Annotated in this window: 12 protein-coding genes; 5 read left to right on the forward strand and 7 right to left on the reverse strand. The window is 68.9% G+C overall.

All coding sequences use genetic code 11. From position 1 onward, the window contains the following. Window positions 1-232: 232 nt before the first annotated feature. Window positions 233-1,252 carry an alpha/beta hydrolase gene (locus ACPCXD_RS04735; protein WP_016691627.1) on the forward strand — a complete coding sequence of 340 codons (1,020 nt, stop codon included), beginning with the start codon at window positions 233-235 and terminating at the stop codon, window positions 1,250-1,252. Between the two features lie 601 nt (window positions 1,253-1,853). Here ACPCXD_RS04735 and ACPCXD_RS04740 read toward each other — a convergent pair. Further along, the gene (locus ACPCXD_RS04740; protein WP_088897002.1) at window positions 1,854-2,057 is read right to left on the reverse strand and encodes a PspC domain-containing protein; all 204 of its coding nucleotides are present in this window, start codon (window positions 2,055-2,057) and stop codon (window positions 1,854-1,856) included. A gap of 197 nt (window positions 2,058-2,254) precedes the next feature. On the opposite strand from ACPCXD_RS04740, the gene ACPCXD_RS04745 reads away from it, so the two are divergent. Next, a complete protein-coding gene (locus ACPCXD_RS04745) occupies window positions 2,255-3,103 on the forward strand; it encodes an NADPH-dependent oxidoreductase (RefSeq protein WP_033096165.1) in 849 nt (282 codons plus the stop codon). Window positions 3,104-3,116: 13 nt separating this feature from the next. On the opposite strand, the gene ACPCXD_RS04750 is transcribed toward ACPCXD_RS04745, so the two are convergent. After that, window positions 3,117-3,458, reverse strand: coding sequence for a hypothetical protein (locus tag ACPCXD_RS04750; protein WP_088897003.1), 342 nt, complete (start codon window positions 3,456-3,458; stop codon window positions 3,117-3,119). A 171-nt stretch (window positions 3,459-3,629) separates the two neighbouring features. Between ACPCXD_RS04750 and ACPCXD_RS04755 the strand changes: the two genes are divergently transcribed. Continuing rightward, a complete protein-coding gene (locus ACPCXD_RS04755) occupies window positions 3,630-4,487 on the forward strand; it encodes an alpha/beta hydrolase family protein (RefSeq protein WP_016693047.1) in 858 nt (285 codons plus the stop codon). On the opposite strand, the gene ACPCXD_RS04760 is transcribed toward ACPCXD_RS04755, so the two are convergent. From ACPCXD_RS04760 to ACPCXD_RS04775, 4 genes are read right to left on the reverse strand one after another with little or no spacing between them, the layout of a single operon-like run. Beyond that, entirely contained in the window at window positions 4,473-6,329 is a 1,857-nt protein-coding gene (locus ACPCXD_RS04760) for a sugar phosphate isomerase/epimerase and 4-hydroxyphenylpyruvate domain-containing protein (protein ID WP_145693237.1), read from the reverse strand. The genes ACPCXD_RS04755 and ACPCXD_RS04760 overlap by 15 nt on opposite strands. Then, window positions 6,329-7,195, reverse strand: a complete 867-nt coding sequence (locus ACPCXD_RS04765; protein ID WP_088897005.1) for a shikimate dehydrogenase — start codon at window positions 7,193-7,195, stop codon at window positions 6,329-6,331. The genes ACPCXD_RS04760 and ACPCXD_RS04765 overlap by 1 nt, the downstream gene beginning before the upstream one ends. Next, window positions 7,192-7,662 carry a type II 3-dehydroquinate dehydratase gene (gene aroQ / locus ACPCXD_RS04770; RefSeq protein ID WP_088897006.1) on the reverse strand — a complete coding sequence of 157 codons (471 nt, stop codon included), beginning with the start codon at window positions 7,660-7,662 and terminating at the stop codon, window positions 7,192-7,194. The genes ACPCXD_RS04765 and aroQ overlap by 4 nt, the downstream gene beginning before the upstream one ends. Beyond that, window positions 7,659-9,017 (reverse strand): MFS transporter, encoded by a 1,359-nt coding sequence (locus ACPCXD_RS04775; RefSeq protein ID WP_088897007.1) that lies wholly within the window; start codon window positions 9,015-9,017, stop codon window positions 7,659-7,661. Before ACPCXD_RS04775 ends, aroQ begins: the two co-directional genes overlap by 4 nt. Before the next feature lie 100 nt (window positions 9,018-9,117). On the opposite strand from ACPCXD_RS04775, the gene ACPCXD_RS04780 reads away from it, so the two are divergent. Then, complete coding sequence (locus tag ACPCXD_RS04780) at window positions 9,118-10,122, forward strand: LacI family DNA-binding transcriptional regulator (RefSeq protein WP_088897008.1); 1,005 nt, start codon at window positions 9,118-9,120, stop codon at window positions 10,120-10,122. A gap of 52 nt (window positions 10,123-10,174) precedes the next feature. Here the strand turns inward: ACPCXD_RS04780 and ACPCXD_RS04785 are convergent, their stop codons facing one another. Beyond that, window positions 10,175-12,193 carry a prolyl oligopeptidase family serine peptidase gene (locus ACPCXD_RS04785; RefSeq protein ID WP_423658635.1) on the reverse strand — a complete coding sequence of 673 codons (2,019 nt, stop codon included), beginning with the start codon at window positions 12,191-12,193 and terminating at the stop codon, window positions 10,175-10,177. Between ACPCXD_RS04785 and ACPCXD_RS04790 the strand changes: the two genes are divergently transcribed. Next, window positions 12,192-13,526, forward strand: a complete 1,335-nt coding sequence (locus ACPCXD_RS04790; RefSeq protein WP_088897010.1) for a wax ester/triacylglycerol synthase domain-containing protein — start codon at window positions 12,192-12,194, stop codon at window positions 13,524-13,526. The genes ACPCXD_RS04785 and ACPCXD_RS04790 overlap by 2 nt on opposite strands. Window positions 13,527-13,533: the final 7 nt, after the last annotated feature.

Below are 13,533 nucleotides of genomic sequence, written 5' to 3' on the forward strand. Positions count from 1 at the left end.
CGATCCGCCGCTGAGCCACACGAGGCCCGATCCCACTCCGGTGGGGTCGGGCCTCGTGCTCTTCCCCGATCGTTCCGGCCTCCCGTACCGAACGATCACATATTCGTTACGAAACGCGCTCCGCGGACGATGAATGTCACGAAAGTGTCACTTCATCCGGTTCCGGAGGTTCGTACCGATCCGCAACCGGTCCGAGGTGCGCAGACAGACGGATCGACGAGGGGAAGAGAATATGCGGTCGTCCTGGTTACGGCGGGTACTGCTCACGGTGGCGGTGGGAACGTCGATGGTCCTCGCAGCCCCCGGGGGCGCTCTCGCGCAGCCGACAGAGGCGGACGACCAGCGACCGGTGGGGGAGCTGACCTCCGTCGAGCGCGAGAGCGACCGCACCGTCATCGCGAACGTCTACTCGCCGTCGATGGACAAGGTGATCCCCCTCCGGGTCCGGACGCCCGCCGACACGAGCGAACCGCGCCCCACCCTCTACCTGCTCAACGGTTCGGGAGGCGGGCAGGGAATCGCCACCTGGGAGAAGCAGACCGACGTCGAGAACTTCTTCTCGGACAAGAACGTCAACGTCGTCACGCCTCTCCTCGGCGGCTACAGCTACTACACCGACTGGCGCAACGACGATCCCGCGCTCGGCCGCAACATGTGGACGACCTTCCTGACGCACGAACTCCCGCCGGTCATCGACACCGAGTTCGGGACCTCGGGGCGCAACGCCATTGCGGGCCTGTCGATGTCGGGGACATCGGTGCTCGGCCTCGCCACCGCGGCTCCCGAGCTGTACGAGGCGGTGGGGGCCTACAGCGGATGCGCCGAGACGAGCACGCCGCTGGGGCAGTCCTATGTGCAGGCCGTCGTACGCGTCAAGGGCGGCGACCCCGAGAACATGTGGGGCCCGGTCGGTGATCCGGCCTGGATCGAGAACGATCCCTATCTCCAGGCCGAGAAGCTCCGCGGTATCGACCTGTACATCTCGTCGGGTTCGGGTCTGCCCGGGCAGTACGAGCGGCTCGGGTCGCGGTCGGTGAACAACGACCCGATCGGGCTCGTCGGTCAGGTGGTCGTCGGCGGCAGCATCGAGGCGGCGGTCCACCACTGCACGCAGCGGATGGCCCAGCGGCTCGAGGAACTGGACATCCCCGCCCAGATCGACCTGCGGCCGGCGGGTACGCACTCCTGGGACTATTGGGAGGACGATCTGCGCAACTCGTGGCCGCTTCTGTCGCAGGCGGTCGGACTGTAGCGGTCCCGGATCCACCGGAAATGCCCGATTCGATTGCGGTCGAATCGGGCATCTTCTTTCGGTCGATATTTCTTCGCCGGATCGGTCGATTCGCCGTAAACGGTCACCGAACAGGATGAATCGGGTCGAACGGAAATATCGAATTCAAACGAAAATAAATGGGTACGGACGTTCCGTTTTCTTTCCTTGACGCCGTGAACTGGGCATTTGTGAGCTCGTACGACCTTCGCCGCGAGTGTGAATGTCATCACATCCGATTTGCGTATTCTCGGCTCGCGCGGGCGCGTCGAATGTGTTGAAAATTGATGCGAGCCCGACGGAATTCCGATCGGAATTCCGGGTAGGCGAACAGCAATCGGACGAGACCCGTCCGGTATGTGATCGGACGAAGGAGATACACATGGACGTCATCGAACTCATCGGCTCGGCCCTCGACCTGCTCGGCGGCACGGAGCTCCTGAAGACTCTGCTCGATACCGGCAGTGCTCTGCTGGGCAGCGTCCAGCAGTAGTTCGCAATCGCCGCTGCCACCCGCAGCGAAGCACGCAACCCTCGGTGGATGTCCACCGAGGGTTGCGTGTTCTCTGCAGCCGGGGGCCGATCAGTGCTCGGGGATGATCATCCACAGTGCGAGGTAGAGCAACACGGCGGTGCCACCCGTGACGAAGGCTGTGAGGACTGCGCCTGCACGCACGAGGTTGAGGTCGACGTTGAAGTACTCGGCCAGTCCGGCGCACACACCACCGAGCATGCGCTGGGACGAGGAGCGAGTGAAGGGGCGGGGAGCCTGGTTCTCGAAGTTCATGCATTCATCCTGTCGCCGAGACGATCCCGGCACATCGGGGAACGGCCCGGATCTTCACCCTGATCTTCGTCTCGGGGTCGGTCGAGTGAACCGGCCCGGGCGCCGCTGGAATCATGCTGAGGACAATGCTCGGCGACCGGGGTGCGAGGAGGCAGACTCGACCGTCGGTACTGCCGATCAGAAGGAGATCTCCCGTCATGACCGACGTCGTCCTCGACGAACAGCTCGCCGCATTGCGCCGCAGGTACGGCACCCGGGCCGCCGAGCAGGTGGCCGGACACGGTGGTTCCGGCGCGTGGAACGACGTCATCGCTCTCCAGCTGGCGCATCGCTCCGTGCGGAAGTTCCTTCCCGAAGCCGTCTCCGAGGACGATCTGCGCGCGATCGTGGCCGCGGCCTCGTCCGCCGCGAGCTCGAGCAACCTGCAGTTGTGGAGCGTCGTGGCCGTCACCGACCGCGACCGGCTCGCCCGGATCGCGACGCTCGCCGGCAACCAGCCGGCGGTGTGTGACGCTCCGCTGCTGCTCGTATGGGTGGCCGACCTCGCCCGTGCGGCGCGAGTCGCCGAGCAGCACGACAAGGACCTTGTCAACGTCGACTACGTGGAGTCGGCGCTGCTCGGGGTGGTCGATGCCGCCCTCGCCGCACAGAACGCGGTGCTCGCCGCGGAATCGCTCGGCCTCGGCACCGTCTACATCGGGGCCATCCGCAACCATCCGCGTGACGTGGCCGCAGAACTGGCTCTGCCCGACCACAGTTTCGCTGTGGTCGGGCTGGTGGTGGGCCGTCCCGATCCCGAGGTGGAGTCGGAGGTCAAGCCGCGGTTGGGTCAGGATGTGGTGCTGCATCGCGAGCAGTACTCGACCGAGGAGCGGGATGCCGGCCTCGCCGCGTACGAGGAGGAGATCGCCGGCTTCTACCGCGATCAGGGTCTGGCGGAGAGCTGGGTCGAACGTGTACTCGGGCGCTTCGCGTCGCCCGGTGCGCTCGGGAGCAGGGAACAGATGCGAGAAGCTCTGCGGGAGCGCGGTTTCGGTCTGGACTGACCGCAGGGACGCGTCAGCGGCACACGACCGTCAGGCCGACCCCGCGCCACACCTGGCGTTCGACACGGTCGAACTCGTTGTCGTCGCTGTCGTATTCGTACTCGACCTCGGTCCGGTATCCCCGGTCGCGCTGAGCGGTCACGGTGCAGTCGCCGCCGGCGGAACCGGACCGGTTGACGATCGAGAACGGCACACCCTCCGCGGTGAGCACGCCGACCGCGGCCTGCTCGCTCATGCCCACGACACCGGGCGCGGGTTGTGCTGCGGCAGTTCCTGTTCCGAGAAGTACTGCGGCGGTGCCGAGCGACAGGACGGTGGCGGTCGCGAGACGGGAGCGGATGGCAAGGGTACGCATGGGTTCCTCCGAAAGGATGCTGGACCGGACATTTCGATCGTCCGCCGCGACCGGGCCCGAGCACATCCGGGCACGACCCCCATCCCGACCCTGAATTCCGGGCTCGGGGTGGCAGGGAGACTCACAGGCAAACCGGCACCCGCCGCGTCCGGATCGGCCTAGTCTGGGCCGGTGGAGACCGTACCGATCCAGCTTCCCGGGGGCACCACGACCCCGGTGCGCCTCTTCGCGGGACCCGACCACGAACACGAGACCCGCCGCGATGCTTCCCGCGCCGTCGTGGTGATCGTGCCGGGGCTCGGTATCCCGGCCGGTTACTACGAGCCGTTCGCGCAGGCGATCACCGAGCACGGATTCGACGCGGCGATCTGTGAACTGGCCGGCCAGGGCGACAGCCGTCCGAGGCCCGGACCCGACAGCACCTACGGCTATCACGAGATCGTCGCGACGCATTTCCCCGCCGTCGCCGAGGTGGTGCGGGAGCGCTTCCCCGACTCGACGCCCTACCTGCTCGGCCACTCCATGGGTGGGCAACTCGGCGTGCTCTACGCCGCGCGCATCCGCGGCCGCCTCGGCGGGCTGATCCTCGTCGCCTCGGGCACGCCCTACTACCGCCACCACGGCGGCATCCGCGGACCGGGGCTGTGGCTCGGGTCGACCGCGATGTCGCTGACCGCGGCGGTGGCCGGTTTCTGGCCCGGCGACCGCATCGACGTCGCCGGTTTCGGCCGGCAGTCGCGCGTGCTGATCTCCGACTGGGCGCGACTGGCCCGCACCGGCCGGTTCGAACCGGCCGGTGCGGACATCGACTACGAGGAACGGGTCGGTCGTCTCACGCTGCCCGTCCTGTCGATCACGATCGAGGGCGACGACCTCACCCCGGTCGCGTCGGCGCAGCACCTGCTCGAGAAACTGCCCGCCGCCGACGTCGCCCGGTGGCACAACCCGCGGGCACTGGGCCACAACGGATGGATCCGCGACAACGACGACACCGTCGCGAAGATCGTGGCCTGGCTACGCGACCGCTGATCCCGCGCGGGCGGCCGCGGCGAGCCGGACGTGGGCGTTGGGGGAGCCGTATCCGGTGTAGCCGCCGCGCCGTTCGAGGAGTTCGACCTGGAAGCCGCCCTGCACCGGGAGCGTGTAGGCGTGCAGGAACTCGCCGCCGTCGTCGTTGCGGTCGTAGAGCAGCCCGTTGTCCTGCAGGACTGCGAGCAGGCCGGGGTCGAGCACGAACCGCGCGTCGAGATCGGCGTAGTAGTTCGCGGGCGGTCGGAGGAACTCCACACCGCGCGCACGCGCATGCCGTACCGAGTCGACGACATCGGCCGTGGCGAAGGCCAACTGGGTCACGCCGTGCGGTTGGGGCGCAGCACCGGTGTCGGAGACGTTCAGCGCGACCCGCAGGTCACCCTTCTCCGCGCGCAGTGCGCGAATACGCAGGCGGCCCTGCGGCTGGATGTACTCCTCCGGGTCCTCCGGCCGCAGTCCGAACAAGGTGCGGAAGAACGACAATTCCTGGTTCAGGTCGTCCGCCGCGACCGTCACATCGACGTGGTCGAGACCGAGCCATCCCTCGTCGGCCATGGAAGTGGCTGCGGCGTCGTCGGACACGAAAGTGCCCGGGGCGTCGTCGGTGACGAAGTCGTTGTGCCAGTCGTCGGTCTGTCCCGCCTCGGCGCTGACGAAGACGTGCAGACCGGAGGGGGAGGTGATGCCCGGCAGACCCGCCTCGCCCTCCCCGCGCGTGCGGTCGACCGCGGGCCACAGCAGGCTCGCGGCACGTTCGGCCACCGCGGCGACGTCGGGGGCGACGAGACCCAGCGCGGTCGCGGCGGGGCCCGGCGCGGGCTCTTCGTTGAGGACGACGTTCGCACCGCCGTTGCGCCACCACACGACGGGCTTGCTGCGGTGCCGGCCGGCGATGTGGAATCCGAGTCCGGTGAGCAGCGCCGGGTAGTCGGTGCGGTCGGGGTCGGCGAGTTCGACGAACGCCGCGTCGGTCCGCGCCGGAAGCGGCGGTGCGACCGTCACCTTCTCGCGTGCGGGGCCGGTGACCCGCGCACCGAGCCGGTCCTCGAGGAACAGCAGCGACCGCATCGCGTCGCGCGCGGTCACATGCGGATCCGCTTCGCGCACCACGTCGCTGAAGACCTCGAGCGAGAGCGGACCGTCGTAGCCGGCGTCGAGCACGGCCGCGACCACCCCGGAGACGTCGAGCATGCCCTGCCCCGGGAAGCACCGGAAGTGGCGGCTCCATTCGAGGACGTTCATGTCGAGCACCGGGGCGTCGGCGACCTGGAGGAAGCCGATGCGCTCGCCGGGGATGCCGGCCAGGGCGCGTCCGTCGTCACCGCGCGCGAGCATGTGGAAGGTGTCCACGGCCAGCGTCACGGCCGGGTGGTCGGCGCGTTCGACGAGATTCCACGCCTGCCCGACCCGGTTGACGTGACGTCCCCAGGCGAGGGCCTCGTAGGCGAAGGTGACCCCGTGCGAGGCGGCGAGATCGCCGACGGCGCGCAGCTGTTCGGCGGACAGCTCCGGGTCGTCGATCGCGGTCGGCAGCGCGTTCGAGCACGCCAGAAAGGTCGTTGCGCCGAGCTCGTTCATCACCTCGAGCTTGCGGCGGACGCGGTGCAGGACGTCGGGGAACCGCCGTGGGTCGACGCCCTCGATGTCGCGGATCGGCTGGAACAGGTCGATCGACAGACCGAGATCGGCGCAGCGCCGGGCCACCTCGGCGGGTGAGAGCGGCGACGCGATCAGGTCGTTGTCGAAGATCTCGATCCCGTCGAATCCTGCAGCGGCGATCGCGTCGAGTTTGTCGGCGAGAACACCGGAGAGCGAGACGGTGGCGATTCCGCGGCGCATCAGCTGGTCAGCTCCTCGAAGTGTCGGACCATTCGTTCGGCGTCGGGTTCGACGCCCGTGAAGTACTCGAAGGCACCCACGGCCTGGAAGACGGCCATGCCCCCACCGGGCACCACGCGGCATCCGCGGGAGCGGGCGAGGTGGATCAGCTCGGTCTCGAGCGGGAAGTACACGACGTCGGAGACCCACAGGTCCTCGCGGACGAGTTCGGCGGGGACGGGCAGCCCGGGGTGGCCGGTCATGCCCGTGGGGGTCGCGTTGACCAGACCCTGCGCCGAGGCCAGCGCCCCGGCGAGATCGGTGGTCGCGCGGACCCGGTCGTCGCCGAACCGCTTGGCCAGGCGGGTCGCGCAGGCCTGCGCCTTCTCGGTATCGACGTCGACGATGGACACGTGCGCGGAGCCCTGTTCGAGCAGTGCGTACCCGACGGCCGAACCGGCACCACCGGCCCCGACCAGCACGGCGCGGTCGGAGACGGCCTCGGGCAGCCGGCGGCGGAACGCGCGTCCCCAGCCGGACCAGTCGGTGTTGCGGCCGATCGCACGACCGTCCCGGAACACCACCGTATTGACCGCGCCGAGATCGTGGGCGTCGTCGGACAACTCGTCGAGCAGGGGGATGACGACCTGCTTGAAGGGGTGCGTGATGTTGAGCCCGTCGAAACCGAAACGCTGTGCCCAGTCGAGCATCTCGGCCAGGTTCTCGGCGCCGTAGCCGAGGCGCTCGGCGTCGACGAGGCGGTAGGTCAGGTTCAGTCCCGAGGCGAAGCCCTCCCGTTCCTGCATGGCCGGGGTGAGCGAACCGCCGATCCCGGCGCCGAACAGGCCCAGCAGGAAGGACGTACGTGCGGGCGCTGCGGAGGTCATCGGGAACTTTCCTTCTTCTCGGTGTCGAGTGCGAGTGCGGCCAGGTGACGGACGGCGAAGCCGTATCCGTCGGGGCCGCATCCGGCGATCACGGCCGTCGCGACGGGAGCGACGAACGAGCGGTGCCGGAACTCCTCGCGGGCGTGGACGTTGGTCAGGTGCACTTCCACGATCGGTGCCGCGACGGTGACCAGCGCGTCGTGCAGTGCGACCGAGGTGTGCGTGTAGGCCGCGGCGTTGACCACGAAACCGGCGGCCGATTCGCGGAGTTCGTGGACGGTGTCGATGAGTGCGCCCTCGTGGTTGCTCTGCCGGAAGTCGATGTCGAAGCCCAGGTCGTCGGCGGTGCGACGGCACGACTTCTCGATGTCCGCCAGCGTCGTGGTGCCGTAGAGATGGGGTTCGCGCGTGCCGAGCAGGTTGAGATTGGGCCCGTTGAGGACGGCGATCGTCGGACGGGCGGTCACGATGCGGCCCCGGCGGGGACCGGCGCGGTGTTCCGGTCGTGGGGGCGCAGGCCGATCTCACGGGTGGGGACCTTGTGGGTTCCGGAGGGTCCGGTGGCCACCGCGATCAGCGAGATGGCGACCGCGCCGACGCAGAACAGGGCCACGCGGTACCAGTTGTCGGCGTTGCCGTCCATGAGCGAGCCGGCGATGGCCGGGGTGAAACCGGCGAGCGCGAAGCCGAACTGGGTGCCGATCGCCATGCCCGACAGGCGGACGCTGGTGGGGAAGTACTCGGCATAGGTGGCGGGCCACACCGCGTTCGGCATGCTGTAGACCACGCCGGCGAGCAGGATGCCGGTGACGAGCACGAGCGGCACGTCGCCCCGGGAGATCGACCACAGGAAGGCCGTCACCATGACGGCGCTGCCGATCAGGCCGGTGACGAAGACCGGCTTGCGGCCGATGCGGTCGGACAGCAGGGCCCACATGGGGATGGTGCCTACGGCGATGACGTTGGCGACGATCGCCAGCCACAGCATCGTGGTGTCGCTGATGCCGATGCCGTACTCGTCGGCGGTGGCGAAGTTGAGGGCGAACACCTGGAATGCGGTGTTGACCATGGCGATGAAGGCCGCGAAGAAGACGCGCAGGACGCCGGTCCAGTGGTGGCGGAAGAGCACGGCCAGCGGTGCCTTGGGTGCTTCGTCGTGCGCCTTCTCGGCGTGGAACTCGGGGGTCTCGTCGAGGCTGCGGCGGATGAGGAAGCCGATCAGCACGATCACGGCGCTGATCCAGAAGGGCACGCGCCAGCCCCACGACTGCAACTGCTCCTCGGAGAGCAGGGCGATCACCGGCAGGAACATCAGCGGTGCGAGCACCTGCCCGCCCTGTGTGCCGCTCAGCGTCCAGCTGGTGAAGAAACCGCGCTTGTCGTCGGGGGCGTGTTCGAACGACATCGAGTTCGCGCCGGCCTGTTCACCCGCGGCCGACAGGCCCTGGAGGAGTCTCAAGGTGACCAGCAGGATCGGCGCGAGCATGCCGACCTGTCCGTAGGTCGGCAGGCAGCCGATGAGGAAGGTCGAGACACCCATGAGCAGCAGCGTGCCCACGAGGATCAGCTTGCGGCCGAAACGGTCGCCGATGTGTCCCATCAGGACGGAACCGAAGGGGCGCGCGACGTAGGCGACGCCGAAGGTGGCGAGCGACGCGACGGTCGCAACCGCCTGGTTGCCCTCGGGGAAGAAGATCTTCGGGAAGACGAGCGCGGCGGCGGTGCCGTAGATCGCCAGGTCGTAGTACTCCAGTGCGCTGCCGCTCCACGCGGCGAGGGCCGCCTTGCGGGGCGTGCGCTGCACCGTGGTGTTTTCAGTCATCGGATGCCTCGGGGGTGGGTCTTCAGTATCGGATACACGGACGTTATGGGTGTGGCGCAGCCCACGGCAATCGTTTGCCATTTTTTGCCATACTGTCCGCATGTCGGCCTCTCCGCGTTCACGCAAACGCGCCACCATCACCGATGTGGCCCGCGAGGCAGGGGTGGCGGCGTCCACGGTCTCGCGCACCTTCACCAACCCCGGCCGCGTCAACGCCGCCACCCGCGACCACGTCCTCGAGGTCGCCGACCGGCTCGGCTACGCCCCCAACCCCGCGGCCCGCGCCCTCGAATCGGGACGCACCAACACCCTGGCGCTGCTCGTCCCCGACATCACGAACCCCTTCTTCTCCGGCGTGATCAAAGGAGCCGAGCGCGCCGCCGTCGCCTCCGGGCGGACCCTCGTCCTCGCCGACACGCAGGAGAGCGCGGCCACCGAAGCGCACATCATCCGGCGGTTGGGGCCGGCCGTCGACGGCTTCGTCCTGGCGGCCGCGCGCATGCCCGACGACGAGCTCCGCCGCGTCGCGGAACTCGACGCCGTAACCCTCGTGAATCGCGCGATCCGCGGAATATCCTGCGTCGTAGCCGATTACGAGACGGGCACGCGGCAGATCGTCGACCACCTCGCGTCGCTCGGACACCGCTCCTTGCTGTTCCTCGGCGGTCCGCCCGAGTCGTGGTCGGGAGCGCGGCGCTGGGCCGGTCTGCAGGTCGCGGCGCAGGCCCACGACATCGCGGTACGTCGCTTCGGTCCCTACTCGCCGACACTCGGTGGCGGTGCCGCCGCGGCCGACGCCGCCGTGGCCGCCGGTGCCACCGCGGTGGTGTGCCACAACGACATGCTCGCCATCGGGGTGCTGCGCCGGATGCGGGAACGCGGGGTGTCCGTGCCGGAACACGTGAGCGTGGTCGGATTCGACAACATCTTCGGCTCCGACCTGTGCCAGCCTTCGCTCACGACGCTCGCCGAACGCACCGAGGACGCCGGGGCGCGCGCCATCGAGATGCTCGCCCGGCAGGCCTACGAGCGGGTCGCGGTGGCCGACGAACTCGTGCTCCCGACGCAGCTCGTCGTCCGCGAGTCCACCGGACCGGCGAGATGAGGGAGGTTGTGTGCGTCTTTCTCGACGAGAACGCACACAGCCTCCCCGAAGTTCACCGGTTCGCGAGCTTGTCGGCCAGGAAGGTGAACGTCAGCGCCGACTTGAACGCCGCCTGGGCGTTGTCGGCCGCGCCGCCGTGGCCGCCCTCGATGTTCTCGTAGTACCGGACTTCGTGACCCTGCTCCTCGAGCCGCGCCACCATCTTCCGTGCATGGCCGGGATGCACCCGGTCGTCGCGCGTCGACGTGGTGACGAGGATCGGCGGGTAGTCGGCGTCCGGGTCGGTGTTCTGGTAGGGCGAGTACTTCGACAGGAACTCCCACTCCGCGGGGTTGTCGGGGTCGCCGTACTCGGCCATCCACGACGCGCCGGCGAGCAGCAGGTGGTAGCGCTTCATGTCGAGCAGCGGCACCTGGCACACGATCGCCCCGAACAGTTCGGGATAGCGGGTGAGCATCACGCCCATGAGCAGACCGCCGTTGCTGCCGCCCTGGGTGCCGAGCTGCTCGGCCGTCGTGATCCCGCGCGCGACGAGATCCTTCGCGACCGCGGCGAAGTCCTCGAAGACCTTGTGCCGGTTCTCCTTCAGCGCCTGCGTGTGCCAGGTGGGTCCGTACTCGCCGCCGCCGCGGATGTTGGCGATGACGTAGGTGTAGCCCTTCTCGAGCCACGCCCGCCCGACTCCGCCGCTGTAGGCGGGCACCATCGAGTTCTCGAACCCGCCGTATCCGTACAGCAGTGTGGGCGAAGGGGTTTCGGTGTTGCGGCCGACCACGAAATAGGGCACCTGCGTGCCGTCGTCGGAGGTCGCGAAGAACTGCTCGACGGTGATGCCCTCGGCGTCGAAGAACGACGGGGCCTGCTTGATCGCCTCAACCGGACCGCCGACCGTCCCCGACAGCAGGGTCGCGGGGATCGTGAAACCACTCGAGTTGAGGAAGAAGTCGTCGCCGTTGAGCGGATCGACGTCGATGATCGAGGTCGACGTGGCATCGGGGACGCCGGGCAGCTCCTCGTCCGACCAGCCGTCCTCACCCGGCGTGAGCACCCGCACGCGTGTCTGCACGTCCTGCAACGTGACGACGAGCAGGTGGTTCTGCGTCCACGCGTACTGTTCGAGCGAGGTGTGCTCGTCGGGGCCGAACAGCACCGTCACCTCGCGCGACCCGGCGAGGAAGGCCGGATAGTTCGCGGCCAGCAGGGTGCCGGCGGGATGGCCGAGCCATTCGGAGCGGGTGCGCACGAGCAGATGGTCGCGGTAGACGCTCACCCGTGCGTCGTCGGGAACATCCAGTTCGACGAGTTCGCCGTCCGCGGTGAGTTCGAAACGCTGCGCCCGGTAGAAGTCGATCGCGCGGTCGACGAAGCTGCGTTCGTAGCCGGGGGTGTTGTCGTACCAGGCGGAGACGGCGACATCGGTGCGCTCACCTTCGAAGACCGTCTCGGCCTCCTCGATCGGGGTGCCGCGCCGCCATTTCTTCGCGAGTCGCGGATAACCCGAGTCGGTGAGCGATCCGTCGCCGAAATCGCTTCCCACGTAGACGGTGTCGGCGTCGATCCACCCGATGTCCGTCTTCGCCTCGGGCAGTTCGAAACTGTCCGGGCCCGAGACGAACCGTCGCTCGACGAGATCGAACTCGCGGATCACGCTCGCGTCGGCACCACCGCGCGACAGGCTGATGAGCGCGCGCGTCTGATCGGGCCGCAACACCTGGGCACCCGACCACACCCAGTTCTCGCCCTCCTCCTCGGCGACGGCGTCGAGGTCGACGAGGACGTCCCATTCGGGTTCGTCGCGCAGGTACTGCTCCATCGTCGTGCGACGCCACAGGCCGCGTACGTGCTCGGCGTCCCGCCAGTAGTTGTAGAGGTACTCGCCGCGCCGACGCGCATAGGGGATGCGGGCGTCGGTGTCGAGGATCTCGCGGATGCGGGACTCGAGGTCGGTGAAGCTCTCGGTGCGGGTGTACTCCTCGACCGTTCGGTCGTTCCGGGCACGCACCCAGCCGAGTTGTTCCTCGCCGGTGACGTCCTCGAGCCACAGGTACGGATCGGTCGTGTCGTCGCTCATGATCCATTCATACCCGCCCCGCACGTGCCGGGGGCGGCAGGCAGACTGTGACCTCGTGCAGATGCATCCGTCGGACGCGCGCCGGGAATGGCTCGGCGACCGCATCCCGGGCGACCTGTTCGCCCTCTACTGTTTCGACGCCCCCGTGGCTCCCGTCGCCGATGTGCTCGACGAGCTGCGGTCGCGGGCGGCGGTGATGGGGGAGTTGCAGGTGCGGATGGTCGAGGTCCCCGCGGGTCTCGACTATCCCTACTGGTCGGCACACGCCCCTACCGAGGATCCGTTCGTCGTCCACGTATCCGATAGCTACGACGACCTGCTCGACACACTGTCCGGGCTCGTCGCGACTCGCGTCGACGTCACCGTCTCGCCGTGGCGACTGCACGTCTTCCCACAGGTCACCGGTGCTCCGCGCGGGGACGGTCCCGCGCTCGTCGTCGTCCTGCAGATGTCGCACGCCTTCGCCGACGGGGTGCGCACCTCCGCGCTCGCCCGCGACCTGCTGGCGGGCACCGCGACACCCACGACACCACCGCGTGCCCCCTCGCCGGCCGGGATGCTCACGCGTGCCGCACTGCGACTGCCGTTCTCGATCCCGCGGGTCATCGCCGACGGGCGACGGGCGGTGGAGGCGCAGCGGCAGCTCGCCGATCCGTCGGTGCCGCAGCCCGCTCCGGGCCGACCTCTGGTCGCCGTGAACACCGCGCCCGGGCCGCGCCGGACGGTCCGCACCCTCGTGTTCGACGCAGCCGACCTGCGTCGCGTCGGCACGGTCACGATCGGCGCGCTCACGGCGATCGGCGCTGCCCTGTCGGAGTTCCTCGGCGTCGACGAACTGTCCGCAGAGGTGCCGGTCGCGGTGGCGCCGGGCACGGCCCGCAACAGCTACCGCAATGTCGGCGTCGACCTGCACTGCGCGATCCGCGACCCGCACGAACGTGCCGCGGCGATCACCGCCGACCTGGCGTTGCAGCGGATCCGCGCGCGGCACCCCGCCATGGCGATCCGGGCCCGCACCGACGACCACGTCCCCGCGCCGCTGCTGCGGTTCGGCACCGGCCGACTCGACCTGTCGGTCGTCCCGCCCACCGTCACCGGCAACACCGTCGTGTCGAGCGTCGACCGGGGACCGGCAGACCTCGAACTCGGCGGTGGACGGGTGCGGTTCACTTCAGGCTTCCCCGGCCTGTCGCCCGTGCAGGCGCTCACCCACGGCGTACACGGGATCGGTGGCACCGTGACCCTGTCGGTGACGACCTCCCCGGACGTCCTCGACGCGGCAGGTCTCGCTCGGTACGTCGCCCTGCTGCACGCGGCGGTCGCCTCGCTGTAACGTGCCC

It is taken from the genome of Rhodococcus sp. AB351 (assembly GCF_049538275.1).
Lineage (GTDB): Bacteria > Actinomycetota > Actinomycetes > Mycobacteriales > Mycobacteriaceae > Rhodococcus.

Excerpts from the sequence above, each read along its gene's own strand:
- ACPCXD_RS04750 (WP_088897003.1), bottom strand. The coding sequence starts at position 3,458 with ATGCGTACCCTTGCCATCCGCTCCCGTCTCGCGACCGCCACCGTCCTG.
- ACPCXD_RS04780 (WP_088897008.1), top strand. The coding sequence starts at position 9,118 with ATGTCGGCCTCTCCGCGTTCACGCAAACGCGCCACCATCACCGATGTG.
- ACPCXD_RS04745 (WP_033096165.1), top strand. The coding sequence starts at position 2,255 with ATGACCGACGTCGTCCTCGACGAACAGCTCGCCGCATTGCGCCGCAGG.
- ACPCXD_RS04775 (WP_088897007.1), bottom strand. The coding sequence starts at position 9,017 with ATGACTGAAAACACCACGGTGCAGCGCACGCCCCGCAAGGCGGCCCTC.
- ACPCXD_RS04740 (WP_088897002.1), bottom strand. The coding sequence starts at position 2,057 with ATGAACTTCGAGAACCAGGCTCCCCGCCCCTTCACTCGCTCCTCGTCC.
- ACPCXD_RS04790 (WP_088897010.1), top strand. The coding sequence starts at position 12,192 with ATGATCCATTCATACCCGCCCCGCACGTGCCGGGGGCGGCAGGCAGAC.
- ACPCXD_RS04735 (WP_016691627.1), top strand. The coding sequence starts at position 233 with ATGCGGTCGTCCTGGTTACGGCGGGTACTGCTCACGGTGGCGGTGGGA.
- ACPCXD_RS04785 (WP_423658635.1), bottom strand. The coding sequence starts at position 12,193 with ATGAGCGACGACACGACCGATCCGTACCTGTGGCTCGAGGACGTCACC.
- ACPCXD_RS04765 (WP_088897005.1), bottom strand. The coding sequence starts at position 7,195 with ATGACCTCCGCAGCGCCCGCACGTACGTCCTTCCTGCTGGGCCTGTTC.
- ACPCXD_RS04760 (WP_145693237.1), bottom strand. The coding sequence starts at position 6,329 with ATGCGCCGCGGAATCGCCACCGTCTCGCTCTCCGGTGTTCTCGCCGAC.